Genomic DNA, 23,719 nt, shown 5'->3' on the forward strand with positions numbered 1-23,719 from the left:
CAATAGCTGTAGGTTGAGGACTTATGACATGAGGCAGGGCCTATTGGCCCAGCTATGCCCCAGGAAGAAGGACTGTAAACGTCACCTCACTTTGGTGGATGCCGTTAATCTCACCCTTCGAAGCGCCAACGCTAAGTTCGATCTTGCCTCCGAAGCCGTCCTCGACGAGCCGTTTCAGGAGGAAGAGTCCGATACCCGAGCCACCTATGCCACTGCGCCGAGCCATGTGTCCTCGAAAATCCTGCTGAAACACCTTATCAAGCTCTTCCTTCTCTATTGCTGGACCGGTATTTGTTATGGTTGCTTTGATGTTGGGACCAACATCGTTAACATTAACAAGAATTGACTCACCCTGCGGAGAGTACTTCACAGCATTGTCGAGAAGGAGATAAGCTGCAAGATCCAATAGGTTGCGCGGTCCTAAAGTGCTATTGTAGCTATTTCCATTAAGAGTAATCAAATTTTTGTTTCTTGATGCTTTAGACCTAAATGACCTGCACATTTTGTCGAACTTGCGGAATGCGTGAACCTCACCAACATCTTGCTCAGATAGTGATTCATCAAAATAGTAGTTGATGAAATCCATTCTGGCGGAGAGAATCTGGGACATTGCGACGATATTGCCTGCTAGCTCCACTTCTCTCCAGTGGCTGTCCTCTCGTTTATCGATAGCGCCCTGCAACTCAATGGCGGCGTGGTACAGGCCACTATTGATCCCCCTGATCTCATGAATGTTCTGGCGGCTGATCTCGTCGAAACGGTCTACTGTGTCCCGTTGGGCCATCAGGACATCATTGACATGCCTCTCAACGTGCTTCTGTTCACTGCGGATTGTAAGTCCATCTGACTTGCCTGATGCGGTGCTTATCCCAGCAACCTTAAGGCCAGGAAGGATAAGTCTTCCGGCAGCGCCAATGCTTGAACTGCCAGCTGACAGTTCTCTGACGAACACAGCGTACCCCAAGGGGCATTTGTGCCACCCCTCTCTCCGCAAAGAGGAGTAGAAGTCAAGTTCGCGACTGTCCTTTGCCGGTCCAGGTAGGTCGAAAAGTGATCCTTTCCCGAAATCGATGAGATTGCCCGACAGATCATAGATGAACCAAGGAAACGCTATAGCTCTTAGAATAGGCATCATCTTAGCCAACAAGCGCCTTGAAGATTAGAGAAGCTACAAATCCTTGAATGACACCCCGAAGATCTTGGGTAAGGCTAAGTCCACTTGCGGCGCTAACTAGATTTTCGCGAGCCTTATCTCCATCAACTTCAAGGCCAGCAACATATGCACTTTCGAGCTTTGCCAGCTGCAAAGGCGTGAGACCAGCATCGAGCATTCTCTTGCGGAATTCTTTCCATACACGCACTGGATCGGTGACTTTATCAACAGCCTGATCTAACGCGGTCAACCACTGATCAATGTCAGCGTCCTTTTTAAGGAAGTAGTCTGCGCTTTGCTGCGCAACACGGGTCATTGTCTTGTTTTTGGCGATCCCAGTATAGGCAATAACCACCTTGTCAGGGTAATGGGTCTTTATCTCCCTAATAAGATGAGCGCCCTGATTCTCTTCACTTAATTGGGTTCCCACGCCTTGAAGATCGCAGAGTATCACGGGATAACGCTCTATTTCTGCGAGTGTCTTCACATCCCGAACATGAGTAATCTGATAACCATGATTCTGGAGATTATTGCCAGGCTCGAAGGGCTGATCATCAATAACGACAATTGGCACCACTTTTCGTAGGTGGAGCTTGCCTTTCTGAGCTCGCTTCACACTGATTGAGGCTTCTATGTCGTTAATCGTCCTATAGCCAACGTCCTGCGAACGTTTCCCAAACAGACCCAACATCACGCTCCTCCAGAGCATTTGAGCTCGTAAGAACAAGAAAGACGGAAAGCAACCGTGACAATAGCTTTCCGGCTTCCACCGTGAGAAGCCCTGACGGAAGGATTGTGGATGCTGGGTACGCATATTAAGCATCGAAATGATAAGCTACTGACATATTTATTATATATGAGGTTTATGAGAATTGGCGGAGGGAGCGGGAACCTACCCCACCGCAAACAGATCTCGCGTCTCAGGCCCTTGCGGCTCCTCGAAGGCGTTCGGGTCGCCGGGGGCGGTTTCCCAGCCGAGATCGGGGAGCGCGATGATGCGCAGGCCCCGCGGGTCGTTGCGGGTCACGACGATGTTGCGGCTTTCCATATAGGCGATGAGGCGGCGGGCCCGGCCGGGCGAGCGGCTGCCGCAGGCACGCGCAATCTCGCCGTCCGGCGGGCAGGGCGATGCCTCCATGGCCGCGCGGGCGATGAGCAGGTAGATGCCCTGGATGTCCTCCGTGAGATCGGCCGCGAAGGTCACGGCGCGGTCCCATTCGGTGCCATCGGCGGTGGCCATGTCGACGCCGGCGCGGGCGACCGCCAGACGGCGGCGGAACGCGTTGAGGTTCAACGGCTCGCCGGCCACGCGGCGGATGCGGCAGCGGACGAGAAAATCCTGATACAGAACGGCCACGGACCGGAAGGCGGCCTCCGGGTCGTCGAGGATCTCGCGCAGGATCGCGTCGAGGGTGGCGTCGCGCTCGGCCTTGGATTGCTCGGTCTCCTCCGCCTGAGGCTCGGGTGCTGCGGCAGGCCTTGTGCGGGCGAGCTGGGCGAGGAGATCGTTGGTCGAGGGAGCAGGCGGTGGTGGGGGCGCACGACGCGGCATGACCGGGCGGGCCGCCACTTCGTCCTCGCCGGCCTTGAAGATGAGGTCGCGGGCGTCTTCCTTGGGCTGCTCGGGCAGCGGCATGAGCTGGAAGGTGCCCGTGCGGGTGGAGGTTTCGACCTTGCCGATGCGGATCGGCAGCGGACGGCGCGACAGGGCCGGGCCGAGGGCCACGAAATGACCGCGCTCGAGATCGCGGAACATCTCGGCTTGGCGGCGCTCCATGCCCAACAGGTCGGCGGCGCGGGCCATGTCGATGTCGAGGAAGGTGCGGCCCATGAGGAAGTTGGAGGCTTCCGCCGCCACGTTCTTGGCGAGCTTGGCGAGGCGCTGGGTGGCGATGATGCCGGCTAGTCCCCGCTTGCGGCCGCGGCACATGAGGTTGGTCATGGCGCCGAGGGAGACTTTTCGCGCCTCGTCCGACACCTCACCGGCGGCTGCAGGGGCGAAAAGCTGCGCCTCGTCCACCACCACGAGCATCGGATACCAGTAATCGCGCTCCGCATCGAAGAGCCCGCCGAGGAAAGCCGCCGCGCAGCGCATCTGCGCCTCGGTATCGAGACCTTCCAGGCTGAGCACCACCGAGACCCGGTGCTGGCGCACGCGGGCGGCGATGCGCTGCAGGTCGCCCTCGGACCGGGAGGCATCCACCACCACATGGCCGAACTTGTCGGCCAGCGTGACGAAATCGCCCTCGGGGTCGATGATGGCCTGCTGGACGAGGTTGGCGCTCTGCTCGAGAAGGCGGCGCAGGAGATGCGACTTGCCGGAGCCGGAATTGCCCTGGACGAGCAGACGCGTCGCCAGGAGCTCTTCCAGATCGAGCAAGGCCGATTGTCCTCCGAGAGCGGAGGATGCCACTCCCATGTCGATGCCAGCCTTCATCAGCCTCCCTCGTGCAGTTACGAAACGTCGGTGTGGTCCTAACACGGCAAGGCTTAAGGAAGTGCCGGGCGATCTAACGCTCTCCACAGGCGAGATCGACTGTCCCCAGCCACGACGCCGCAGGATCAAGGAAACCTCTGAGCCCAAGGATCATTGATCCCGGCCATATTCCCGCTCAGGATGGACGATGCCGATCCCCGCCTACCGAATCACCGATGACGCCCTGGTTGTCCGGGCCCAGAGCACAGCGCCCGGCACGGAGACGCCAGGACCGCAGACCACGCCGCCCGGCGCAGCCGAGACGGAGGGAGCGTTCGGCGTCTTCGGGATGATCATCTCAGGGTTGATCATCATCTTCGCCATCGTGCTGCTTTACATGCGCACGCGGAACCGACGCTGATCAATCGGCGACCGCCGCTTCCGCGGCCTTCACTGCGCTGCCGCGCAGGGGCAGTTCCTTCAGGGCGAGCAGGAAGGCGAGTGCCAGGCCGAAGCCCACCATGGCGGCCAGGAACACATAGCTGAACACGTCCGCCAGGTTGATGCCGCTGCGGAGGGCAGCTTCCCCCATGGCCTCGAAGCTTGCCGCGCCGGTGAGCCCCGAGCCGCTGAGCACGATGGCGCCGAAGATCGCCACGATGAAGGCGCCGCCGAGCGAGCGGAAGAAATTGGCCGTGCCCGTGGCGGTTCCCATCTGGTGCGGGGCCACCGCGTTCTGGGTCGTCACCATGGTGACGGGGAGCAGCGTGCCCAGGCCGATGCTGATGATGCCGAGCATGACCTCGATGGCCGTGATGGAGAGGATCTCGCCGTAGAGAAAGAGCACACCCATGGCGCTGATCGCCACCATAAGGCCGGCTGTGGGAAGCCGCTTGTAATGCTTCACCCTGGCCATGGTCTGGCCGGAGAGCGTCGCGCCGACCACGGTGCCGGCCATGAGGGGGATGAGGGCCAGCCCCGACAGGCTCGCCGAGAGGCCGCGCACGGTCTCGAAATAGACCGGCAGGTAGATGGTGAGCCCGATATAGGTGCCCATGCCGAAGCAGGCCGCGAGCACACCCATCCGCACCACCGGGTTATGCAGCACCCCGGAGGGAATCAGCGGTTCCGGGGCCAGCCGCATGCGCAGGGCGAACAAGCCCCACAGAATCAGAGAGCCGGCCACCAGCCCAAGGATCGGCAAGGAGCCCCAAGGGTAGCGGATGCCGCCCCAGCTGAGGGCGAGCAGCAGCACGACGGTGGCGGAGACCAGCAGCGCCGCGCCCAACAGGTCGAGCCGGTGCGGGCGCTCGTGGCGGGGCAGCTTCTTGAGGGTGCGATGGGCGAGCAGGAAGGCCACGAAGCCGAGCGGCAGGTTGATCCAGAAGATCACCGACCAGTGCATCTTCTCGGCGAAGAAGCCGCCGAGCACCGGGCCAAGCAGGCTCGACGACATGAAGACGCTGGCGAAATAGGCCTGATAGCGCCCGCGCTCCCTGGGCGACACGATGTCGGCGATGATGGTCTGGCCCATGGCGATCAGTCCACCGCCGCCGATGCCCTGCAGCCCCCGCGCCAGGATGAGGAAGAACATGCTGGGCGCCAGCGCGCAGGCGATGGAGCCCAGGATGAAGATCACGATGCCGACCAGCATGATGGTGCGCCGGCCATACGAATCGCTGAGCTTGCCGTAGAGCGGCGTCACGGCCGTGGAGGTCAGGAGATAGACCGTCACGATCCAGGACAGGTGCTCCAGATCGCCGAGCTCGCGGCCGATGGTGGGCAGCGCCGTGGCGATGATGGTCTGGTCCAAGGCCGCCAGGAACATGGCGAGCAGAACGCCGAAGATGATGGTGCGGATCTCAGTTTGGCTCAGAGCCTTGCTCTGGCCGCTCTGAAGCTGTGCAGGGGTTGATTGGTCCATCGTATCCATCGTGTTCCGGCAGGCTCATCTAGGGGATGAGCCGAGGCTCTGTCGAACCTTCGTCTGCAGGGCAGGTATGCGTTCGGGCTCAAGACTGGGCTAAGTGCCGGCTCCGTCCACAGGTTCCAGCTTTTCGTCCGGCCGTTTCGGAGCCCCGCCTCTGGCAACAGTCGAACATGTTCCTCTATTGTTCGCGCCATGCCGTCCCGCACCCACATCACCCTCGCCCAGGCCCGGCGGATCGCGCTGGCTGCCCAAGGCCTTCATGAGGGCCGCCCTGCTGCGGCAACGAAGCGCCATGTGAGCCGCGCGCTGCAGCGCTCGCACCTGCTCCAGATCGATTCGGTGAACGTGCTGGTGCGCGCCCATTACATGCCGCTGTTCTCGCGGCTCGGCTCCTATGATCGCGGGCTGCTCGAAAAGGTGGCCTATCACCCGAAGAAGCGGGAAGCCTTCGAGTATTGGGGACACGAGGCCTCGCTGATCCGGCTCGACCTGCAGCCGCTCTTCCGCTGGCGCATGGAGCGCGCGGCGCGGGGCGAAGGCACCTATGGCGGTCTTGCGAAGTTCGGGCGCGAGAAGCGCGCCTTCATCGAGGAGGTGCGCCGCGAGATCGAGACGCGCGGGCCGATCGGTGCCGGCGAGTTGTCCATCGGCGGCAAGGGTCAGGGCTCCTGGTGGGGCTGGAGCGACGGCAAGCGGGCGCTCGAATGGCTGTTCTGGGCGGGCCAGGTCACCACCGCGACGCGCCGCGGCTTCGAGCGCCTCTACGACCTGCCGGAACGGGTGCTGCCCTCGGACATCCTGAACGTGCCGACACCATCCGCCGAGGAGGCGCAGCGCGAGCTCATGCGGTTGTCCATCCGGGCGCTGGGCATCGCGTCGGAGCGATGCCTGCGCGACTATTTCCGCCTGGAGCCGCAGGACGCTAAGGCGCGCATTCCCGAATTAGTGGAGGCGGGCGACCTCATCCCGGTTGCCGTGGATGGCTGGGGCCCGGTCTATCTCGACCCGCAGGCCAAGATCCCACGCCGGGTCGAGGCACGGGCGCTCGTGTCGCCTTTCGACCCTATCGTCTGGGAGCGCACGCGCACGGAGCGCCTGTTCGACTTCCGCTACCGGATCGAGATCTACACCCCGGTCGAGAAGCGGGAATTCGGCTATTACTGCCTGCCCTTCGTGCTAGGCGAGCGGATCGTCGCCCGCGTCGACCTGAAGGCCGACCGGGCGGCGGGCAATCTCATCGTCCACTCCATCCACCCGGAGGCCTCGGTCCCGCCGGAAGAGATCGCCCCTGCCCTGGGGGACGAACTGCGCCTCATGGCCGAGTGGCTCAATCTCGGCTCGATCACCGCGCCGAAGGCGTGGCGGAAGCGGCTTGAGGTGTAAGGCGAGATGCCTCTGGTGTCATTCCCGGCCGGAGCGCAGCGGAGGGGAAGGGAATCCATAGCGCCGAGCGTGTGGGTGGATCCCCTTCCCGCACTTCGTGCGCCGGGGATGACACGTGTTCCCCTCGCTCTCGCCCTCGCCAGACGTCCCGACCCTCCTATGTCATGAGGCCATGAACACGCTTCTCACCCCCGTCACCCGCCTGTGGTTCCGCCTGCGGCTCAACGAAATCGGCCCGCTGCTCTCCGTTTCCGCCTGCGGGTTCTTCGCCTGGGCCTTCATCACGCTTGCCGACGAGGTGCAGGAGGGCGAGACCCATGCGCTCGACAAACAGCTCCTGTTGGCCCTTCGCGATCCACAGAACCCGGCCAATCCCCTCGGACCCTCCTGGCTGGAGGAATCGGCCAGGGACTTCACAGGGCTGGGCGGCTACGCGATCTTGACGCTTCTCACGCTGGCGACGGTCGCCTATCTGCTCATGGTGGGCAAGCGAGGAGCCGCCCTTCTTGTGCTGGTCGCCATTGTGGGTGGCACCCTCCTGTCCACCGGCCTGAAACTCGGCTTCGAACGGCCGCGACCGGATCTCGTGCCCCATGCCACCAGGGTTTACACCGCGAGCTTCCCAAGCGGCCATGCCATGATGTCGGCGATCACCTATCTGACGCTCGGCGCCCTGCTCGCCCGGGTGGAGAAGAGCCGGCGCGTAAGCGCCTTCTTCATGGGGCTTGCCATCATCATGACCCTGCTGGTCGGCGTGAGCCGCGTCTATCTCGGCGTCCACTGGCCGAGCGACGTGGTCGCCGGCTGGTCGGTCGGCGCGGCCTGGGCGGCCCTGTGCTGGTTCGTGGCGCTGCAGCTGCAGCGACGTGGCCAAGTTGAAAAGCCCGGCGAAACCTCGCGCTCGTCCGACGACAAGCCAGAATGACAGACGAGACCGGCAAACCCGTCCGCAAGCCGCCGCGCAAGGTGACGGAGGCCTACCTGCAGCGGGCCGCCATGTCCTACCTCGAGCGCTATGCCTCCTCGGCCGAGAACCTGCGCCGGGTGCTGCGGCGCAAGGTGGACAAGCGCTGCCGCCTGCGCGGCGAAGACCCGGCCGAGTTTCATGACATGATCGACGAGGTGGTGGCGAAAAGCCTGAAAATCGGCCTCATCGACGACACCCGCTACGCGGAGGCCCGCGTCGCATCCTTACGCCGCCGGGGCGGCTCGGCCCGCGCCATCCAGGCGAAGCTCTCCGCCAAAGGCGTCGACCGGGGCACCATCGCGGCGGCTCTCGAAGGAGAAGAGGGCGACGAGGAGCAGGCCGCCCGCGCCTTCGCCCGCCGCCGCAAGCTCGGACCCTTCCGCCCCGGCGAGCGGGCGCCCTATAGGGACAAGGATCTGGCGGCCATGGCCCGCGCGGGCTTTCGCTTCGACGTGGCGCGCAGGATCATCGAAGGCGAACGAGACGACGAACAGGACAGTGTCTAGCCCCACCTATTTTACCCGGGTCTTATTGACGTCTTAATTTAGCCCGGGTAAAACCCTGCAGCGCTTGGTGCTGGCAGAGGAATGATCATGGCTGAGGACGACAAGACTTTCACGGCTTTCGCGGGAACGCGCCGGATTGCGACGGGGGATCTCGCCAGTGTCGCGGCAAGGGCCAAGGCCGTCCTCGATCAGGACGAAGGAGCTTCCATCCTGGTCCTCGACGACGAGACCTGCCGTGTGTTCGAGGTCGATTTCCGCGGAACGGCCGAGGATGTAGCCAAGCGGCTGGAGCCGATTTCCGGCAAGCCGGAGGCGCGGGGGCCGGGCCGGCCCAAGCTCGGTGTCGTGGCGCGCGAAGTCACGCTGCTCCCGCGGCATTGGGAATGGCTCAACACCCAGCCCGGAGGCGCGTCCGTGGCCCTGCGCAAGCTGGTCGAGGAAGCACGGCGCAGCAATGAGGCCAAGGACCGTGTGCGACTCTCGCAGGAGGCGCTCTATCGGTTCATGTCGACGCTCGCCGGAGACGAGGCAGGCTTCGAGGAGGCCTCACGCGCACTCTTTGCCGGGGATCGAAAGCTGTTCGAGGCTCTGATCCGGCTATGGCCCAGGGATCTGCGCGATCATGCCCAGCGGCTGGCCGGCTCCGCCTTCGCGAGCGACGCAGAAAAACCCTGAAACAAACGCGGGTCGTTCCTACCGCACGAACATGATCGTCGGTTTGTCCTTGTAGGTGGTGCGGCAGAGCTCCCGGTAGCCGCATTTCTCCGCTACACGGATCGACGACTGGTTCTCCGGCGCGATGATGCACGCGGTGCGCCGGGAGTTGAAATGCGCGTCGCCCCACGCGATGGCGGCCTGCACGGCTTCCGTCGCATAGCCCTTGCCCTGGCCATGAGGCGCGATCACCCATCCGATCTCAGGCATGCCGTCGAGGGATGGCTCCATCTCACGCCTGAAATCGGCAAACCCCACTTCGCCCAGAAATCGGCCGGTTTCTTTCTCCGTTACCGCCCAATAGCCGAAGCCGAGCAGCGCCCAATGGCCGGCATAGCGCAACAGCCGCGACCAGACCTCCTCACGGGTGGAAGGCTTGCCGCCGATGAACCGTGTGACCTCTGGGTCGGTCCAGAGTGCCAGGCTATCGACAAAGTCGTCAGCCCCGTGCCCGCGTAAGGTAAGGCGCTCGGTTTCGATAATGGGAACGGCGAAGGGTTGGATGGAAAGCATCGGTCTCGTCTTGCAGGTCGAATCACGCCTCTCGGCTGCCGCCATCAGGCACCACGAATTCCGTTCCGCATAGCCGGCAGCGTGCGCCTGCACCTGTGATCTCCGCACAGGGATCATGATCGCGCAGGGCTCTCAGGCATTTCGGGCAGCTATAGCCTTCCCCATCTTCGAAGTCGTAATCCGGACCCACATAGGCGCAGATCAGGTGATGGACGATGGCATGGGTCTCGACATCCTCAGCCTGACAAGCCGGACATGAGACAAGAGTGGCGGCGGGCTGCATCGGCGTTCTCAGCTGAGCTCGAACATGTGGATCAGCGCTTCCGCGATGCGGCTCGCGACGTTCGTGTAGTACATGTAGACGTTGACGGTCGAATTGAGGGCAGGCGGGCTGACATCGGGATCCAGCCGGATGCGCGCAACCTGGCCCCTTTGCGGCTCGCGCAGGATCGAGCTGCGGCGGCTCTCGAATGTGTCGGAGATCGGCAGAATCTCGCTGATGGTCCCAAGAACTCTCGTGCGCCCTATCCCGACGACAACCCTGTAGCCGGGCTGCGGATCGACGAGGCGAAAATCCGGGATGTACCAGTCGATATAGACCTCGCTGTCGTGGAAGACTTCCGCGATGGACGAGCCTGCCAGCACGGTTTCACCCGCGCGGGCCGGGTGTGTCGCGACGATGCCGGTCACGGGCGAGAGAACACGGCCGCCGTCGAATTCCCGCTCAGCGCGTTCCAGCTGACTTTGGATCTGCTCGCGGGTCTGCGCGAGACGCAACAACTGGGTGGAGGCCTCCTCGGCCGCAGCCTCGAGTTCCACCACGTTCTGCACGGCCTCGGCCCGCTCCCGATAGACCGTCGTGCGGTAGGCGAGACTAGCGCTTTCGGTGTTCGCGATTTTCTCAAGGCGGCTCAGGCTCTCGTCAGCCACGCGCAGGCGCGAGCGGGCGGATCCGAGGGAGTCGCGGGAAAGGCGCGCCTTAACGCGCAGCTCCGCCTCGCGGCTCGTCACCTCCGCGAGAGCGCGCGTGAGGTTCGACAGGGTTTCGGCAAACTGGGGTGAACGGACGAGGGCGATCGGCGCGCCGGCCTCGACTCTGGCGCCCGGGGTCACATCCATCCTCTGCACCTGGACGATGTAAGGCAGCGAGACGATCTCGCGCGGGGCCGAGACGATTCCCGGGCCGCCAAGGAAAACGAGAGGCATGCTGAAGCGAAGCAGGAAGAAGCTCAGCACGCCGATCACGCCCACGGCATAGATCAGGCGCACGAGACGCCCCGTCGCCGAGCGCCGGCTCTCGACGGGATCGGGAACGTTGGGATCGAGGCGGCGGAGCTGGATGTTCATCACGAGACACCCTGGATGCGCTGAGCGGTCAGGGCTCGGCGGACGCGGGGCGGAACGTAGTCGTCGGCGCGCGAGACGGAGAACAGGATTTCGGATGAGAACGCCACGAAGCGAACGACCTTCATGATGATGCCTTGATAGAGCGGAAAGACCAGGGCGGCCGAGAGGCCGAAGAGTGTGAGGGACCGGCCGAACAGGAGGCTCGCCAGCGCAATGTTGAACAGCGCGATGCCGATGAGGAACAGGTAGACGGCTGTGAGGAACAGCAGGGTCTGCGATCCGAACAGAAGCGTGCAATAGACGAGATAGAACGGAAACGAGAGCGTCGGCACGAGATCGAAGACAATGAAATCCAGGCGCTGGAGCGTGTCGGCCAGCCGCTCCGGCTTGAAGATCTCCATCTCACGATATTCGATGAGCCGGATGCGTAGGGAATCCCTGTCCCAGCGCTGCCGCTGGCGAACGAGGCTGACCGGATTGTCGGGCACCGCCGTCTCGCCCCAGGCCTCAGGCACGAAGCGCACGCGGTAGCCGTAGCGTCGCAGGCGCAGGGTCATCTCGAGGTCTTCGCCCGGACCGGGATCAAGCCCGCCGCGCTTGAGGAAGATGTCGCGCCGATACATGGAGCAGGCGCCGGAACAGCAGGAGATCGCGTTGATCAGGTTGAGGAAGGATTTGCCGGCGCTGATCGACATCAGGTACTCGATGGCCTGAAGGGCCGTGCTGAGCGAGGCATTCTCGTTGCTGACGCCGAGATTGCAGCAGGCGGCTGCAACCCATGGATCGCGGAAGGCGGCCGCGAGACGGGCCAGTGTCGTGGGTGCGAAAACGGTGTCGGGATCCATCGCGAGGATCAGGTCGCCCCGCGCATAGCGCGCGCCGACATTCACGGCGGGGCTGCGCCCGCAACGGGTGCCGTGAGAGATCACCACATCGACAAGCCCGGCTGCCTTTGCTTCTCCCGCAAGGGCGCGTGTTCCGTCCGTCGAGCCATCGTCCACCACGATGATCTCCAGGGGCTTCAGCGTCTGCCCGTGCAGAGACGCGAGCGAATCGAGGAGACCCGGGCCGCCGTTGAAGGCAGGAAGGATGACGCTGATCGTGACGCCTCCGGTCGCTTCAATGGCAACAGGAGGCCGAAGCCAGCGCAGGAGAACGAGTGAGATGAGAGAGATCGAGTAGCGGGGAATATCGAGGACGAAGACGGCAAGCGCGAGGAGGACCCAGTCCGCCTGGCTCAACAACAGGAGCATGTCATTCAATACGCGGCTTGCTCCTCGCTCATGGATCTATCGGCGGAAGTTCTCATCCTTGAATTCGCAGCGGCTCATGTTTGTTCCAACATAACGTTGCAACCGAGGCGTGAGGCAATGTCGGATTCATGAACCAAAGCGCGAGTTGCCCTTGGAGCACGTGGTCTCCTGTCCTAGATCCCCAAGCCCATTCACAGGAGGAGATCAGGATGAACCGCAAGGCAAGAGCCGTCTGGCAGGGCACGGGCAAGGAGGGCACCGGCCATCTCACGTCCGATTCCGGCGTTCTGTCCTCGACGCCCTATTCGTTCAAGACGCGTTTCGAGAACGAGAAGGGCACGAACCCGGAAGAGCTGATCGCCGCCGCTCACGCGGGCTGCTTCACCATGGCGCTCGCCTTCCAGCTTCAAGGCGCGGGCTTCACGCCGAACGAGCTCGCCACGGAAGCGGTGGTGTCCCTCGAACAGGAGGGCAGCGGATTTGCGATCAAGAAATCGGCCCTGACGCTCAACGCGAATGTGCCGGGCATCGACCGGGCAAAGTTCGAGGAACTCGCCCGCGCTGCGGAGAAGAACTGCCCGGTGTCGAAGGTGCTCAACGCTGAAATCACCATGGATTTCACGCTGGCGTAAATCCCGCTGCCAAACGCGTCATCCCGGGGCTGCGGAGCAGAACCCGGGATCGCGAGACGAGAGTGGCGCCTTATCCTGAAAACGATCCCGGATCGGCTTATGCCGTCCGGGATGACGTATCACTCTTCAACTTGCTACGACCCGGCCTTCTTGTAGGCATCAACGATGGCCTGGCCATCAGAACCAGCCTTCTTCAGCCAATCGGCCGTCAGCTGCTCGCCCACCTTCAGGAGGCCCGTCTTCAATTCGGGGCCGGGAGGCTGCACCTTCATGCCGTTCTTGGCTAGCTGCTCGAGATACCACTTGGTCTTTTCCTGAGCGGTCTGCCAGCCGCGAGTCTCGGCCGTCTTGGCAGCTTTCAGGATGGCCTCCTGGGTCGGCTTGTCGAGGGCGTCGAACGCGGCCTTGTTGACGAAGGTCATGTTCTTCGGGATCCAGGCCTGGGTGTCGTAGAAGTGGGACAGCGACTCCCACACCTTGGCGTCATAGCCGGTTGCACCGGAGGTCATGAAGGTGGTGACGACGCCGGTGGCGAGCGCCTGCGGCAGCTCGGCGGCCTGAACGGTCACAGGCTGCGCGCCGACGATCTCGGCAATGCGCGAGGTGCCCACATTATAGGCCCGCCACTTCACGCCCTTCAGGTCTTCGACCTTGTTGATATGCTGCTTGGCAAAGATGCCCTGCGGCGGCCACGGCACGGCGAAGAGCAGCATCAGGCCCTGGCTTGCGAGCTTCTTCTCGATGGCCGGGCGCTGCACGTCCCACAGCTTCTTCGACTGGTCGAACGAAGTGGCGAGGAAGGGCACCACGTCGAGGCCGTAGAGCGGATCCTCGTTTTCGTGGAGCGACATCAGCACCTCGCCGGCCTGAGCCTGCCCGGTCTGCACCGCGCGCTTGATCTCCGGCGCCTTGAACAGCGAGGCGTTGGCATGAACCGTGATCTGCAGTTTTCCGCCGGTCGCGTCCGCCACATCCTTCGAGAAGGCATTCAGGTTTTCGGTGTGGAAGTTGTCGGTCGGATAGGCCGCCGGCAGGTTCCATTTGGTCTGTGCCATGGCAGGAGCCGCCAGCAGCAGCGCACCGGCAAGGCTGAGACCCCATCGTGTCATATGCTTCATGTAATCCTTCTCCCTCTGGTTATGATGGATCCTATTCCGGGAAAGCGAGCCGTGGCAGCCACAGGGCGATGTCCGGAAAAGCCGTGATGATGGCGACCGCCGCCACGAGCAGGAAAAAGAACGGCAGCGCCGCCCTTGCGATGGTGAAGCTGTCGCGCCCGCTCATGTTCTGCAGCACGAAGAGGTTGAACCCGACCGGCGGCGTGATCTGCGCCATCTCCACCAGGATGATGAGGAAGACGCCGAACCAGATCAGGTCGAAACCCGCCTGCTTGATCATGGGCAGCACCACCACGGTGGTGAGCACGATCATAGAAATGCCGTCGATGAGGCAGCCGAGCAGGATGTACATGACGGTGAGCGCCGCGATCAGCACGTAAGGCGAGAGCTGCATCGATTCGACCCAGGCGGCCAGCGCTGCGGGAATGCCCGTATAGGCCATGGCGGCCGTGGTGAAGGCCGCGCCCGCCAGGATCAGCATGATCGTGACCGTCAGGCGCGTGGCGCTCAACAAGCTGTCCCGGAACGTCGTCCAGTTGAGCGTGCCCGACCACCAGGCGAGGATCAGAGCGCCCGTCACGCCCCAGGCGGCGCATTCGGTGGCCGTCGCCAGGCCGAAGATGAGGGCGGAGAAGATGAAGGCGATCAGCAGCAGAACGGGCAGGAGCTTCGCCGAGCGCCGCAGCTTGTAACCGAGGCTCGTGCGGGGCTCGGGCGGTGGCGACTTCTTCGGGTTCGCGAGCGACCAGACGGCGATATAGCCGGAATAGAGCGCCATCACGAGAAGGCCCGGCAGGAAGCCCGCGAGGAAGACCTGGATCACCGAGACATTCGCCGCGATGGCATAGACCACCATGGGAATGGACGGCGGAATGAGAAGCCCGAGGGTGCCGGAGCCGGCGAGGCTCCCGAGACTCATCATGTCGTCGTAGCCGCGCTTCTTCAGTTCCGGCAGCGCGATCTTGCCGATGGTCGCGCAGGTGGCGGCCGACGAGCCCGACACCGCCGCGAACACGCCGCAGCCGACCACATTCACGTGCAGCAGGCGCCCGGGCAGCCAGTTGAGCCAGGGCGCAAGTCCGAGGAACATCTGCTCGGACAGGCGTGTGCGGAAGAGGATCTCGCCCATCCAGATGAAGAGCGGCAGCGCTGCAAGCGACCAGGAGGCGGAGCTCGACCAGACCGTGGTGGCGAGCACCGGTCCGATGGGCACCGATGTGACCATCAGGATCGCCGCAAAGCCTACGATCAGCAAGGAGATGCCGATCCAGACTCCAAGCGCCAGAAGACCGATGAGCAAGCCTAAGAGGATGGCGGCGGTGGTGACGAGGCCGAGATCTGGAAACATCGCTTAAAGTCCGCTCTCGGCTGCACGGTTGACAATTTCCTCAGGCGTTTCCGCCGGCGGCTTCTCGTAGCGCGGCGCGCGCCCTTTCAGCACGTGAACGAGTTCGTCGATGAACGCGATGGCGAGGATCGTCAGGCCAATCGAGTACCCGAGCTGGGGGAACCAGAGCGGAACCGCGACGGCTCCTTGAGACATGTCGTTGAAGCGCCAGCTGTCATAGGTCATGTGCACGGCATACCAGGCGAAGAAGCCGACCACTGCGGTGGCGACAAGAAGACAGGCGATCTCAATGACACGCCGCGCACCGACGGGCAGCCGGTCGAGCACCAGCCCGATGCGGATCAGCTCGCCGGACCTGAAGGTGTGGGCCAGCCCCAGGAACGCCATCGCGGCCATCGACCAGGCTGCATAATCGTCACCGGCCGCGATGTTGATGCCGAACTCGCGCCCGAGCGAGAGGGTCATCATCAGGAGAAAGATCACGATCAGGAAAACGCCTGCCAGATATCCGGCGAAGAGATAAAGACCGTCGAGCAGGGTTCGGATCATACAGGCCACTTGGGTTGAGCCACGACAAGGGAAGGGTGGCCAAGTCTAAGTATCCCTGCGGCAGGAGCAAGCGGTTCTTACCCGAGGTATGGAGAATAAACCGGCATCGTTCAGCGCACGTGCCCGCATGTTAAGCACGCTCACCATTGAGGTGAAGAACGGGGCTGAACGCGAAGGAGCCCTCCGGCCCCTTCGCTCATGCCTTATGATTTCTGGTGGGCGATGACCTTGTCCTTGATCGCGTCATAGGCGTTCTGCGGGATGATCCCTTTGTCCACCAGTTCGTTCTTGGCCCTGTAGGGGCGTCCCTTGATGATGGCGTCCGCGCGAGCCGATCCGATCTGCGGCAGCCGGTCGAGTACGTCCTTGGAGGCGGTATTGATGTCGATCAGCGCTTCCTGCGACGATGCCGGGGCAGGCATGGGTTTCGCCGCAGGCGCTGCGCTGGTCGCAGGCGGTCGCGTCGTGGCGCTTGGTGCCGTTGTCTGAGCGTGAGCCGGAGAGGCAAGCAGCAGGGCAAGCGAGGCAAGGACTCCGAGATAGGACGGGCGCATCGAACGTCTCCTTTGATTCACGGGTCCCATTCCGGCCGAAATGGCTGCCGGAGAACCCGACTTCGCGCATGAACAACCTTTTGCCCTCCATTCAGTTCAGCTTGCCCGATCCTCAGCCTTCCAAACTGTCCCTGCCTTCTCAAGCAATCGACCCAAGGACCGACCAATTCTACGAGCCCTTTGAGGCTCTCCCCTGATGATCGGTGAATGGCTCAGCATGGGGAAGGGGCTGCTTCTCAAGAAGGGTGAGCCACACAGGCTTTCGGGCTCGGTTGAAGCCAAGGTTCATGATCTGACTGAAACCTGTTCCTACGGCAGACATGCGACCTCCCGCCCCCTCCCGGGACCCTCGCCAGCACCCTATCTTCATGCTAGAACAAAACACGAACAATCCTGCGGAAGACCGATGGACGAGAAGCTTTCGAAGAAGCTGCGCATCCTGGCGGACGCGGCCAAGTATGATGCCTCCTGCTCCTCCTCCGGGGCCCCCAAGCGCAAGTCGGATCCCGACGGCCTCGGCTCCACGGTGGGAACCGGCATCTGCCACGCCTACACGCCGGACGGGCGCTGCGTGTCCCTGCTCAAGATCCTGCTGACGAACTACTGCCTGTTCGACTGCGCCTATTGCGTGAACCGGCGCTCGTCCAACGTGAAGCGAGCCAAGTTCTCGGTCGACGAGGTGGTGACGCTCACGGTGGAGTTCTACAAGCGCAACTACATCGAGGGCCTGTTCCTCTCGTCGGGCATCATCCGCTCGCCCGACTACACCATGGAGCAGATGATCCTGGTGGCGAAGAAGCTGCGCCGCGACCATGGCTTTCGCGGCTATATCCACCTGAAGACGATCCCCGAGGCGAGCCCCTGGCTCATCGAGGAGGCGGGCCTGTGGGCCGACCGCCTGTCGATCAACTTGGAACTGCCGACGGAGAAGAGCCTGGAGCAGCTTGCGCCCGAGAAGGACGGTGCCTCCATCGAGACCGCCATGGCGCAGATGTCGGAGCGCATCGAGGAGGCGCGCGAGGAGCGGCGCCATTTCTCGCCGGCCGGCCAGACCACGCAGATGATCGTCGGGGCCGACGAGACCACGGACGCGGATGTGTTGCGCAAATCCGCCACGCTCTACGGCCATTACGCTATGAAGCGGGTGTATTACTCGGCCTTCAGCCCCATCCCGGATTCGAGCGCGATCCTGCCGCTCAAATCGCCGCCGCTCATGCGCGAGAACAGGCTGTACCAGGCCGATTGGCTGCTGCGCTATTACGGCTTCGATGTGGACGAGATCGCATCAAGCGCCGAGAAGGGCATGCTCGACCTCGATGTCGACCCCAAGCTCGCCTGGGCGCTCAAGAACCGCCACCGCTTCCCGGTCGACGTGAACCTGGCCGACCGGGAGATGCTGCTGCGCGTGCCGGGCCTCGGGGCGCGTGCCGTCGACAAGATCGTGGTGGCGCGCAAGCACACGACCCTGCGCCTGGAGGATGTGGCCCGCCTCACCTCGGGGTTGAAACGCGCCAAGCCCTTCCTGATCACGGCCGATCATCACCCGAAGGCCAGGCTCGACAAGCTCGACTTGCGCGAACGGCTGATCGAGAAGCCGGAACAGCTGAGCTTGTTCGTATGAGCGTGGCTGTCATCCCGGGGCTGCGCAGCAGAACCCGGGATCGCTTGACGAGAATAGCGCCATATCCTGCACACGATCCCGGATCGGCTTTCGCCGTCCGGGATGACCATTGAAGCTCCCATGACCCTCCACCGCATCATCCTCAAGACCGGCGCGGATCTCCACGGCTTCCGCAAGGCCGTACGCTGGCTGATCGCCGAGGAACTGGCGCCGCAGCATGTGGTGTTCGCCATCGACGATGCGCCGGGCCTCTTCGGCGACGAGACGGTTATGGATGCACCGCCGGTCTCGATCCCGAAGGGTGTGTCGCGCCTCATCGAGCAGGTGGTTTGCCACGGCGATCCCGAGCGTTATGCCCTGCTTTACGGCCTTGTCTGGCGTGTTCTGAACGGCGAGCGCGATCTTCTCGAAGTCGCGAGCGACCCGCTGGTTCACCGCATCGACCTGATGGCCCGCTCCGTGCGGCGTGACCTGCACAAGATGCACGCCTTCGTGCGCTTCCGCCGGATGCAAGGAGAGCTTGAGCGCTTCGCCGCCTGGTTCGAGCCGGAGCATTTCATTCTCGAAGCGGCGGCGCCCTTCTTCGTCGACCGCTTCCGTTCCATGGACTGGACGATCCTCACGCCCATCGGTTCCACGCGCTGGGACCGGCATGAGCTGACCTTCGGGCCTCCCGGGCGGCGCGAGGATGCCCCGGATGAGGACAGCTTCGAGGAGGGCTGGCGCGGCTATTACGAGAGCGTGTTCAACCCGGCCAGGGTGAACCCCACGGCCATGCGGGCCGAGATGCCGAAGAAGTACTGGCGCAACATGCCCGAGACCGCCGCGATCCCGGGCCTGATCCAAACCGCCGCTCAGCGCGTTGAACGGATGATCGAACAGGAGGCGACGATGCCCACCAAACGCACGCCCGAACGCGCTATTCAAGCCATGTGGGATCAGGAACCCAAGACCCTCGAAGAGCTCAATGCCATCATCGCCAAGGCAGGACCGCTGGTGCCCGGCGCCACGCAGGCCGTCTTCGGCGAAGGCCCGCATCATGCCGAGATCGTGTTCGTCGGCGAACAGCCGGGCGACCAGGAGGACCTGCAGGGACGGCCCTTCGTGGGTCCCGCGGGCAAGCTCCTGACCAAGGCCATGAGGGAAGCCGGGATCGAACGTGAGCAGGCCTATCTCACCAATGCGGTGAAGCACTTCAAATTCGACCAGCGCGGCCACCGGCGCATCCACGCCAAGCCGACCGCCGGCGAGGTGAAGCATTACCGGCCCTGGCTGATGAAGGAGCTGGAGCTGGTGCGGCCCAAGCTCATCGTCGCTCTGGGGGCCACGGCCGTTCTGGCGCTCTCCGGCAAGGCGACGCCGATCACCCGCTCGCGCGGCCGCGCCAAGTTCGGTGCTTACGAGGGCTACATCACCGTGCATCCGAGTTACCTGCTGCGCCTGCCCGACGAGGCGACGAAGCAGGAAGCCTACGAGGCATTTCTGAATGACCTGCGCCGCATTCATGACTTGGCACAGGCCGATCTGAACACCGGCGAGCTGCCGCTCGCGGCGGAGTAGGTGTGCCGCCGCACGAAGCGAGCCTGCTGCCTCTTAGGAGTCATTGCGAGTTCAAGGTGATGAGCAGAGGCTAGCCCAAGCTGGTGCCACCTCGGCCCGGCGAAGGAGGCGCCGGGCAGCCGGCGAACAGGCCATGCCAGAATTCGTGATCGAACGAGACATGCCGGGTGTCGGCAATTCATCTGATTCAGACATGCAGCAGGCCTCACAGACCTCATGCAATGTGCTGCGTGAACTCGGGCCCGAAATTCAATGGGTTCACAGCTACGTCACGGACAACAAAATCTACTGCATCTATCGGGCACCGGACGAGTCCATGATTCGCCAACATGCCCAGAAGGCCGGGTTCCCGGCAAACAGCATTGCCAAGGTCCAAAGGGTCATAGACCCGACGACGGCCGAGATGGACGGTACATCCATGTATCCATGACGATCGCCCCGAGGAGGCTGCGAGAACTCAAGAAGAAGGCATCGGATAAATCCCAAAAGTGCAAGTCCACTTTTGGGTCCGAGGCCTAGGCTCTCGCCTCAAGCTTCCGGCGGTGATCGAGGTGGCGCATCGCCGGCGTGACCGTGATGCCGTGGAGCACAATCGATACCAGAATGATGAATCCAGCCGTGCTCCAGAGAAGGCTGGTATTGTCGAACTTCGCGTGATGCATGGCATAGGCGAGATAATAGATCGAGCCGAGCCCGCGGATGCCGAAGAAGCTGATGGCCGCCTTCTCGCCCGGCGGCGGATCGGTGCCGATCAGCCCGATCCATCCGGCGAGCGGCCGCACCACGAACAGCGTCAGCAGGCCGAAGACGGCAGCCTGCCATGTGAGGGCATCGAACAGGTCGCCGCCCGTCATGGCGCCGCCGAGCAGGACAAGCAGCACCATCATCATAAGCCGCTCGAGTTCCTCCGCGAAGTCGTGCAGCTTGTTGTGATATTCATGCTTGGGCTTCGTGGCGCGAAGCGCCAGCGCCGCCACGAATACCGCCAGGAAGCCGTAGCCTCTGACCATCTCGGTCAGGCCATAGGCGATGCAGGTGATGCCGAGCGCCACGAAGCCCGCGCCCGTGCGGGAAAGCTTCGCCCGGTTCGGCAGATGGAAGGTCAGCCAGCCGAGCGCACGGCCGATCATGTAGCCCATGCCGATGCCGGCCGCGATCTTCCAGAGAACCGCATAGGCGAACCACTCGGCCACCCTCGTGAGGCTGTCCTCCTCGGCAAAGGAGACGGCCAGGAGAACGAACGGAAAGGCGAGGCCGTCGTTGAGCCCGGCTTCCGAGGTCAGCGTGAAGCGCACCTCGTCCTCCTCGCTGTCACCCGGCGGCCCCACCTGCACGTCGCTGGCGAGCACCGGATCCGTGGGAGCAAGCGCTGCTCCGAGCAGCAAGGCTGCCGCGAGGCTCAAACCCAGCATGCTCTGCCCCAGCCAAGCGAGCGCGAAGATCGTGAGCGGCATGGCGATGCCGAGAAGCCGCCAGGTGAGCCGCCACCGCTTCCAGCCGAAAGGCCGGTCGATCTTGAGACCTGCACCCATGAGCGAGACGATGACCACGAACTCAGAGAGACGCTCGACGATGGCGAGTTCCTCGTTGGGGTGAGGCATCACGCCCGGGACCTGGGGGAAGGCAAAGATGAGCGCACCCAAGGCCACGCAGAAGATCGGCAGAGACAGGGGCAATTCCTTCAGGACCATGGGAAGCCAGGCGGTCAAAAGGACGACAACCCCGAAGCCTGCCAGCACGACGATGTAAGCGCTCATAAGGCAGCGAACGCGGCCTGAACTCGGCAGTTCCGGCCGGCAAGGGGTTAATCCCCGTTAACCGCCCCTTAAACCGCCACAATTAGGGTGCCTCAGAGCATGAAAGGCCAGGATCCACTGGCTGTATGATTGCGGGGTCATTAAAGACGTGGCGAACGGACGTGACAGGCGCGAGCCGGTGTTCGATGCGCCCGCTGGGCAGGCGGGGGAGCTGGACTTTCACCTCTCGCCCGAGGATCGGGCAGGGGGAACGATGGCGCGCAGGCGAGCTTCCGGACAGGGGGGCGGCAGGCCTTCACGGCCCAAGAAGGTGAAGCGCCGCGGCGGCCGTTCCCTTTTCAGCAAACTGGTCTATGCCGGGCTCGTGCTCTGCCTGTGGGGCGTGATCGGCGTCGGCGGCATCGTGGCCTATTACGCCTCGCAGTTGCCGCCCATCGATCAGCTCTCCGTGCCCAAGCGCCCGCCGAACATCGCCATCCTGGCGAGCGACGGCTCGTTCCTCGCCAATCGCGGCGAGACGGGCGGCCGCACGGTCACCCTGAAGGAACTGCCGCCCTATCTGCCGAGAGCCTTCGTGGCCATCGAGGACCGGCGCTTCTACGACCATTTCGGCATCGACCCGATCGGCATCGGCCGCGCGATCTACCGCAACCTCAGCAACAGCGGCGGTCTGCAGGGCGGCTCGACCCTGACGCAGCAGCTCGCCAAGAACCTCTTCCTGACCCAAGAGCGCACCGCCTCGCGTAAGATCCAGGAGGCGATCCTGGCGCTCTGGCTCGAGCGCAACTACTCGAAGGACCAGCTCCTCGAGCTTTACCTGAACCGGGTCTATTTCGGCGCCGGCGCCTATGGCGTCGAGGCCGCCGCCCAGCGCTATTACGGCAAGTCGGCGCGCAGCGTGTCTCTGTCGGAAGCCGCCGTGCTGGCGGGCCTCGTCCAATCGCCGTCGCGGCTTGCTCCCAACCGCTATCCGGAGCGGGCGCAGGCCCGCGCGGAGCTCGTGATCGCGGCCATGAACGACCTCGGCTTCATCACGCCCGGCATGACCAAGACGGCCCTCGGCGATCCCGCAGAGTCTGTCCGCCCGAACACCGCCGGGTCCGCCAATTACGCGGCCGATTACGTGATGGACGTGCTTGATGATTTCGTCGGCACCGTCGAGGCTGACATCGTGGTCTCGACCACCGTCGAGCCTGGCATGCAGTCGGCGGCCGAGCGCGTGCTGGTGGAAGAGCTCAACGCCAAGGGCCAGAAGTTCAACGTGAGCCAGGGCGCGGTCGTGGCCATGCAGCCGGACGGAGCCGTGAAGGCCCTGGTCGGCGGCCGCAACTACGAGACGAGCCAGTTCAACCGGGCCATCGCGGCCCGGCGCCAGCCGGGCTCGTCCTTCAAGCCCTTCGTCTATCTCGCCGCCATGGAGCGGGGCTACACGCCCGACATGGTCGTGGACGATGCGCCTGTTGCCTACAAGGGCTGGGCGCCCAAGAACTACGACCGCAAATACCGCGGGCCGATCACGATCCGCGATGCGCTGGCACTCTCGCTCAACACCATCGCGGTGAAGCTCAACATGGAGGTGGGGCCTAAAGCCGTGGCGCAGGCCGCGCAGCGTCTCGGCATCTCGTCTCCGCTACAGGCCAACGGCTCGCTGGCGCTCGGCACCTCCGAGGTGACGCCGCTCGAACTGGTCTCCGCATACGCGGCCTTCGCCAATGGCGGCATCGGCGTGACCCCCTACGTGATCACCCAGGTGAAGACCACCGACGGCAAGCTCATCTACAAGCGCCCGGGCTCGGGCGGCCTCGGGCGCGTCATCGACCCCGGTGTCGTGGCCCAGATGAACGAGATGATGCACAACGTCTTCGTCATCGGCACCGCCCAGAAGGCGCAGATCCCGGGCTGGACGCTCGCCGGCAAGACCGGCACCACCGACGATTACAAGGATGCCTGGTTCGTGGGCTACTCGGGCAATCTCGTGGCTGGCGTGTGGCTCGGCAACGACGACGGCGCGCTCACCAAGCGCGTCACCGGCGGCAACCTGCCGACAGAAGTCTGGCACAACTTCATGACGGCCGCCCTCAAGGACAAGCAGCCCGTGCCGCTGCCCGGCCTGGAGCGCATGCGCGCCCCGTCCGACATTCCCGTCGCCGGTGCCGGAGGCGGCCCGCGCTATGCCAACGCGGACGGCGAAGGCAGCTGGGTCGCGCCCGCGCCGCAACGGCGCGCCAGCCGCGAGAAGAACTTCTTCGAGAAGCTGTTCGGGCTTTAACACACTGTCATTCCGGGGCCGCGTAAGCGGAGCCCTGGAATGACAGTGGGTGTGCTCGAAGAACTCTCGAACCATTACCCCGCACGTAATCGCCACGCCTCACCTGAGCCGGCATGCTCGCTTCATCAC

At 63.5% G+C, this 23,719-nt stretch carries 23 protein-coding genes; 10 read left to right on the forward strand and 13 right to left on the reverse strand.

What is annotated here, in order from left to right; genetic code table 11:
- Nucleotides 1-52: 52 nt before the first annotated feature.
- The 3 genes from JKL45_RS09010 to JKL45_RS09020 form a co-directional block, all read right to left on the reverse strand.
- On the reverse strand, nt 53-1,135 hold the full coding sequence (locus tag JKL45_RS09010; protein WP_246498429.1) for an ATP-binding protein: 1,083 nt from the start codon (nt 1,133-1,135) through the stop codon (nt 53-55).
- Between the two features lies 1 nt (nt 1,136).
- Nucleotides 1,137-1,844 (reverse strand): DNA-binding transcriptional response regulator, encoded by a 708-nt coding sequence (locus JKL45_RS09015; RefSeq protein WP_201860780.1) that lies wholly within the window; start codon nt 1,842-1,844, stop codon nt 1,137-1,139.
- 201 nt (nt 1,845-2,045) lie between these two features.
- Nucleotides 2,046-3,590, reverse strand: a complete 1,545-nt coding sequence (locus tag JKL45_RS09020; protein ID WP_201860781.1) for a helicase HerA domain-containing protein — start codon at nt 3,588-3,590, stop codon at nt 2,046-2,048.
- A 187-nt stretch (nt 3,591-3,777) separates the two neighbouring features.
- Here JKL45_RS09020 and JKL45_RS09025 point away from each other — a divergent pair, with 187 nt between their 5' ends.
- Nucleotides 3,778-3,990, forward strand: coding sequence for a hypothetical protein (locus tag JKL45_RS09025; RefSeq protein ID WP_201860782.1), 213 nt, complete (start codon nt 3,778-3,780; stop codon nt 3,988-3,990).
- On the opposite strand, the gene JKL45_RS09030 is transcribed toward JKL45_RS09025, so the two are convergent.
- Entirely contained in the window at nt 3,991-5,502 is a 1,512-nt protein-coding gene (locus tag JKL45_RS09030; RefSeq protein ID WP_201860783.1) for an MDR family MFS transporter, read from the reverse strand.
- Nucleotides 5,503-5,691: 189 nt separating this feature from the next.
- Here JKL45_RS09030 and JKL45_RS09035 point away from each other — a divergent pair, with 189 nt between their 5' ends.
- The 4 genes from JKL45_RS09035 (at nt 5,692) to JKL45_RS09050 (ending at nt 9,030) form a co-directional block, all read left to right on the forward strand.
- Nucleotides 5,692-6,882, forward strand: coding sequence for a winged helix-turn-helix domain-containing protein (locus tag JKL45_RS09035; RefSeq protein ID WP_201860784.1), 1,191 nt, complete (start codon nt 5,692-5,694; stop codon nt 6,880-6,882).
- Between the two features lie 172 nt (nt 6,883-7,054).
- Entirely contained in the window at nt 7,055-7,807 is a 753-nt protein-coding gene (locus tag JKL45_RS09040) for a phosphatase PAP2 family protein (RefSeq protein WP_201860785.1), read from the forward strand.
- Nucleotides 7,804-8,355: a regulatory protein RecX gene (locus JKL45_RS09045; protein WP_201860786.1), complete on the forward strand. Its 552-nt coding sequence runs from the start codon at nt 7,804-7,806 to the stop codon at nt 8,353-8,355. The genes JKL45_RS09040 and JKL45_RS09045 overlap by 4 nt, the downstream gene beginning before the upstream one ends.
- Before the next feature lie 87 nt (nt 8,356-8,442).
- Nucleotides 8,443-9,030 (forward strand): DUF2239 family protein, encoded by a 588-nt coding sequence (locus tag JKL45_RS09050; RefSeq protein WP_201860787.1) that lies wholly within the window; start codon nt 8,443-8,445, stop codon nt 9,028-9,030.
- Between the two features lie 18 nt (nt 9,031-9,048).
- Here JKL45_RS09050 and JKL45_RS09055 read toward each other — a convergent pair whose 3' ends face one another.
- Genes JKL45_RS09055 through JKL45_RS09070 form a run of 4 tightly spaced genes read right to left on the reverse strand, consistent with a single transcriptional unit; the run spans nt 9,049 to nt 12,182 of the window.
- Nucleotides 9,049-9,582, reverse strand: a complete 534-nt coding sequence (locus JKL45_RS09055; RefSeq protein ID WP_201860788.1) for a GNAT family N-acetyltransferase — start codon at nt 9,580-9,582, stop codon at nt 9,049-9,051.
- A gap of 22 nt (nt 9,583-9,604) precedes the next feature.
- The gene (locus tag JKL45_RS09060; protein WP_201860789.1) at nt 9,605-9,865 is read right to left on the reverse strand and encodes a TackOD1 domain-containing metal-binding protein; all 261 of its coding nucleotides are present in this window, start codon (nt 9,863-9,865) and stop codon (nt 9,605-9,607) included.
- 8 nt (nt 9,866-9,873) lie between these two features.
- The gene (locus tag JKL45_RS09065; protein ID WP_201860790.1) at nt 9,874-10,929 is read right to left on the reverse strand and encodes an HlyD family secretion protein; all 1,056 of its coding nucleotides are present in this window, start codon (nt 10,927-10,929) and stop codon (nt 9,874-9,876) included.
- Nucleotides 10,929-12,182: a glycosyltransferase family 2 protein gene (locus JKL45_RS09070; protein WP_246498430.1), complete on the reverse strand. Its 1,254-nt coding sequence runs from the start codon at nt 12,180-12,182 to the stop codon at nt 10,929-10,931. The genes JKL45_RS09065 and JKL45_RS09070 overlap by 1 nt, the downstream gene beginning before the upstream one ends.
- Before the next feature lie 209 nt (nt 12,183-12,391).
- Here JKL45_RS09070 and JKL45_RS09075 point away from each other — a divergent pair, with 209 nt between their 5' ends.
- Nucleotides 12,392-12,814 carry an OsmC family protein gene (locus JKL45_RS09075; RefSeq protein WP_199051573.1) on the forward strand — a complete coding sequence of 141 codons (423 nt, stop codon included), beginning with the start codon at nt 12,392-12,394 and terminating at the stop codon, nt 12,812-12,814.
- Nucleotides 12,815-12,948: 134 nt separating this feature from the next.
- Here the strand turns inward: JKL45_RS09075 and JKL45_RS09080 are convergent, their stop codons facing one another.
- The 4 genes from JKL45_RS09080 to JKL45_RS09095 all read right to left on the reverse strand — a co-directional run bounded on the left by JKL45_RS09080 (nt 12,949) and on the right by JKL45_RS09095 (nt 16,383).
- Nucleotides 12,949-13,932, reverse strand: coding sequence for a TRAP transporter substrate-binding protein (locus JKL45_RS09080; protein WP_201860792.1), 984 nt, complete (start codon nt 13,930-13,932; stop codon nt 12,949-12,951).
- A gap of 31 nt (nt 13,933-13,963) precedes the next feature.
- Entirely contained in the window at nt 13,964-15,280 is a 1,317-nt protein-coding gene (locus JKL45_RS09085) for a TRAP transporter large permease (protein WP_201860793.1), read from the reverse strand.
- Between the two features lie 3 nt (nt 15,281-15,283).
- The gene (locus tag JKL45_RS09090) at nt 15,284-15,829 is read right to left on the reverse strand and encodes a TRAP transporter small permease (protein ID WP_201860794.1); all 546 of its coding nucleotides are present in this window, start codon (nt 15,827-15,829) and stop codon (nt 15,284-15,286) included.
- A gap of 203 nt (nt 15,830-16,032) precedes the next feature.
- Nucleotides 16,033-16,383, reverse strand: a complete 351-nt coding sequence (locus JKL45_RS09095) for a ComEA family DNA-binding protein (protein WP_201860795.1) — start codon at nt 16,381-16,383, stop codon at nt 16,033-16,035.
- A 406-nt stretch (nt 16,384-16,789) separates the two neighbouring features.
- On the opposite strand from JKL45_RS09095, the gene JKL45_RS09100 reads away from it, so the two are divergent.
- From JKL45_RS09100 to JKL45_RS09110, 3 genes are all read left to right on the forward strand, one after another.
- On the forward strand, nt 16,790-18,004 hold the full coding sequence (locus JKL45_RS09100) for a putative DNA modification/repair radical SAM protein (protein WP_201860796.1): 1,215 nt from the start codon (nt 16,790-16,792) through the stop codon (nt 18,002-18,004).
- 120 nt (nt 18,005-18,124) lie between these two features.
- Nucleotides 18,125-19,564, forward strand: a complete 1,440-nt coding sequence (locus JKL45_RS09105) for a UdgX family uracil-DNA binding protein (RefSeq protein WP_201860797.1) — start codon at nt 18,125-18,127, stop codon at nt 19,562-19,564.
- 133 nt (nt 19,565-19,697) lie between these two features.
- Entirely contained in the window at nt 19,698-19,994 is a 297-nt protein-coding gene (locus tag JKL45_RS09110) for a DUF4242 domain-containing protein (RefSeq protein WP_201860798.1), read from the forward strand.
- An 85-nt stretch (nt 19,995-20,079) separates the two neighbouring features.
- Here JKL45_RS09110 and JKL45_RS09115 read toward each other — a convergent pair whose 3' ends face one another.
- Nucleotides 20,080-21,321 (reverse strand): cation:proton antiporter, encoded by a 1,242-nt coding sequence (locus JKL45_RS09115; RefSeq protein WP_201860799.1) that lies wholly within the window; start codon nt 21,319-21,321, stop codon nt 20,080-20,082.
- A 148-nt stretch (nt 21,322-21,469) separates the two neighbouring features.
- Here JKL45_RS09115 and JKL45_RS09120 point away from each other — a divergent pair, with 148 nt between their 5' ends.
- A complete protein-coding gene (locus tag JKL45_RS09120) occupies nt 21,470-23,590 on the forward strand; it encodes a transglycosylase domain-containing protein (protein ID WP_201860800.1) in 2,121 nt (706 codons plus the stop codon).
- Nucleotides 23,591-23,719: the final 129 nt, after the last annotated feature.

This window comes from Microvirga soli (genome assembly GCF_016734765.1).
In the GTDB taxonomy this organism is placed as follows: Bacteria; Pseudomonadota; Alphaproteobacteria; order Rhizobiales; family Beijerinckiaceae; genus Microvirga; species Microvirga soli.

Excerpts from the sequence above, each read along its gene's own strand:
- JKL45_RS09010 (WP_246498429.1), bottom strand. The coding sequence starts at position 1,135 with ATGATGCCTATTCTAAGAGCTATAGCGTTTCCTTGGTTCATCTATGAT.
- JKL45_RS09015 (WP_201860780.1), bottom strand. The coding sequence starts at position 1,844 with ATGTTGGGTCTGTTTGGGAAACGTTCGCAGGACGTTGGCTATAGGACG.
- JKL45_RS09020 (WP_201860781.1), bottom strand. The coding sequence starts at position 3,590 with ATGAAGGCTGGCATCGACATGGGAGTGGCATCCTCCGCTCTCGGAGGA.
- JKL45_RS09025 (WP_201860782.1), top strand. The coding sequence starts at position 3,778 with ATGCCGATCCCCGCCTACCGAATCACCGATGACGCCCTGGTTGTCCGG.
- JKL45_RS09030 (WP_201860783.1), bottom strand. The coding sequence starts at position 5,502 with ATGGATACGATGGACCAATCAACCCCTGCACAGCTTCAGAGCGGCCAG.
- JKL45_RS09035 (WP_201860784.1), top strand. The coding sequence starts at position 5,692 with ATGCCGTCCCGCACCCACATCACCCTCGCCCAGGCCCGGCGGATCGCG.
- JKL45_RS09040 (WP_201860785.1), top strand. The coding sequence starts at position 7,055 with ATGAACACGCTTCTCACCCCCGTCACCCGCCTGTGGTTCCGCCTGCGG.
- JKL45_RS09045 (WP_201860786.1), top strand. The coding sequence starts at position 7,804 with ATGACAGACGAGACCGGCAAACCCGTCCGCAAGCCGCCGCGCAAGGTG.
- JKL45_RS09050 (WP_201860787.1), top strand. The coding sequence starts at position 8,443 with ATGGCTGAGGACGACAAGACTTTCACGGCTTTCGCGGGAACGCGCCGG.
- JKL45_RS09055 (WP_201860788.1), bottom strand. The coding sequence starts at position 9,582 with ATGCTTTCCATCCAACCCTTCGCCGTTCCCATTATCGAAACCGAGCGC.
- JKL45_RS09060 (WP_201860789.1), bottom strand. The coding sequence starts at position 9,865 with ATGCAGCCCGCCGCCACTCTTGTCTCATGTCCGGCTTGTCAGGCTGAG.
- JKL45_RS09065 (WP_201860790.1), bottom strand. The coding sequence starts at position 10,929 with ATGAACATCCAGCTCCGCCGCCTCGATCCCAACGTTCCCGATCCCGTC.
- JKL45_RS09070 (WP_246498430.1), bottom strand. The coding sequence starts at position 12,182 with ATGCTCCTGTTGTTGAGCCAGGCGGACTGGGTCCTCCTCGCGCTTGCC.
- JKL45_RS09075 (WP_199051573.1), top strand. The coding sequence starts at position 12,392 with ATGAACCGCAAGGCAAGAGCCGTCTGGCAGGGCACGGGCAAGGAGGGC.
- JKL45_RS09080 (WP_201860792.1), bottom strand. The coding sequence starts at position 13,932 with ATGAAGCATATGACACGATGGGGTCTCAGCCTTGCCGGTGCGCTGCTG.
- JKL45_RS09085 (WP_201860793.1), bottom strand. The coding sequence starts at position 15,280 with ATGTTTCCAGATCTCGGCCTCGTCACCACCGCCGCCATCCTCTTAGGC.
- JKL45_RS09090 (WP_201860794.1), bottom strand. The coding sequence starts at position 15,829 with ATGATCCGAACCCTGCTCGACGGTCTTTATCTCTTCGCCGGATATCTG.
- JKL45_RS09095 (WP_201860795.1), bottom strand. The coding sequence starts at position 16,383 with ATGCGCCCGTCCTATCTCGGAGTCCTTGCCTCGCTTGCCCTGCTGCTT.
- JKL45_RS09100 (WP_201860796.1), top strand. The coding sequence starts at position 16,790 with ATGGACGAGAAGCTTTCGAAGAAGCTGCGCATCCTGGCGGACGCGGCC.
- JKL45_RS09105 (WP_201860797.1), top strand. The coding sequence starts at position 18,125 with ATGACCCTCCACCGCATCATCCTCAAGACCGGCGCGGATCTCCACGGC.
- JKL45_RS09110 (WP_201860798.1), top strand. The coding sequence starts at position 19,698 with ATGCCAGAATTCGTGATCGAACGAGACATGCCGGGTGTCGGCAATTCA.
- JKL45_RS09115 (WP_201860799.1), bottom strand. The coding sequence starts at position 21,321 with ATGAGCGCTTACATCGTCGTGCTGGCAGGCTTCGGGGTTGTCGTCCTT.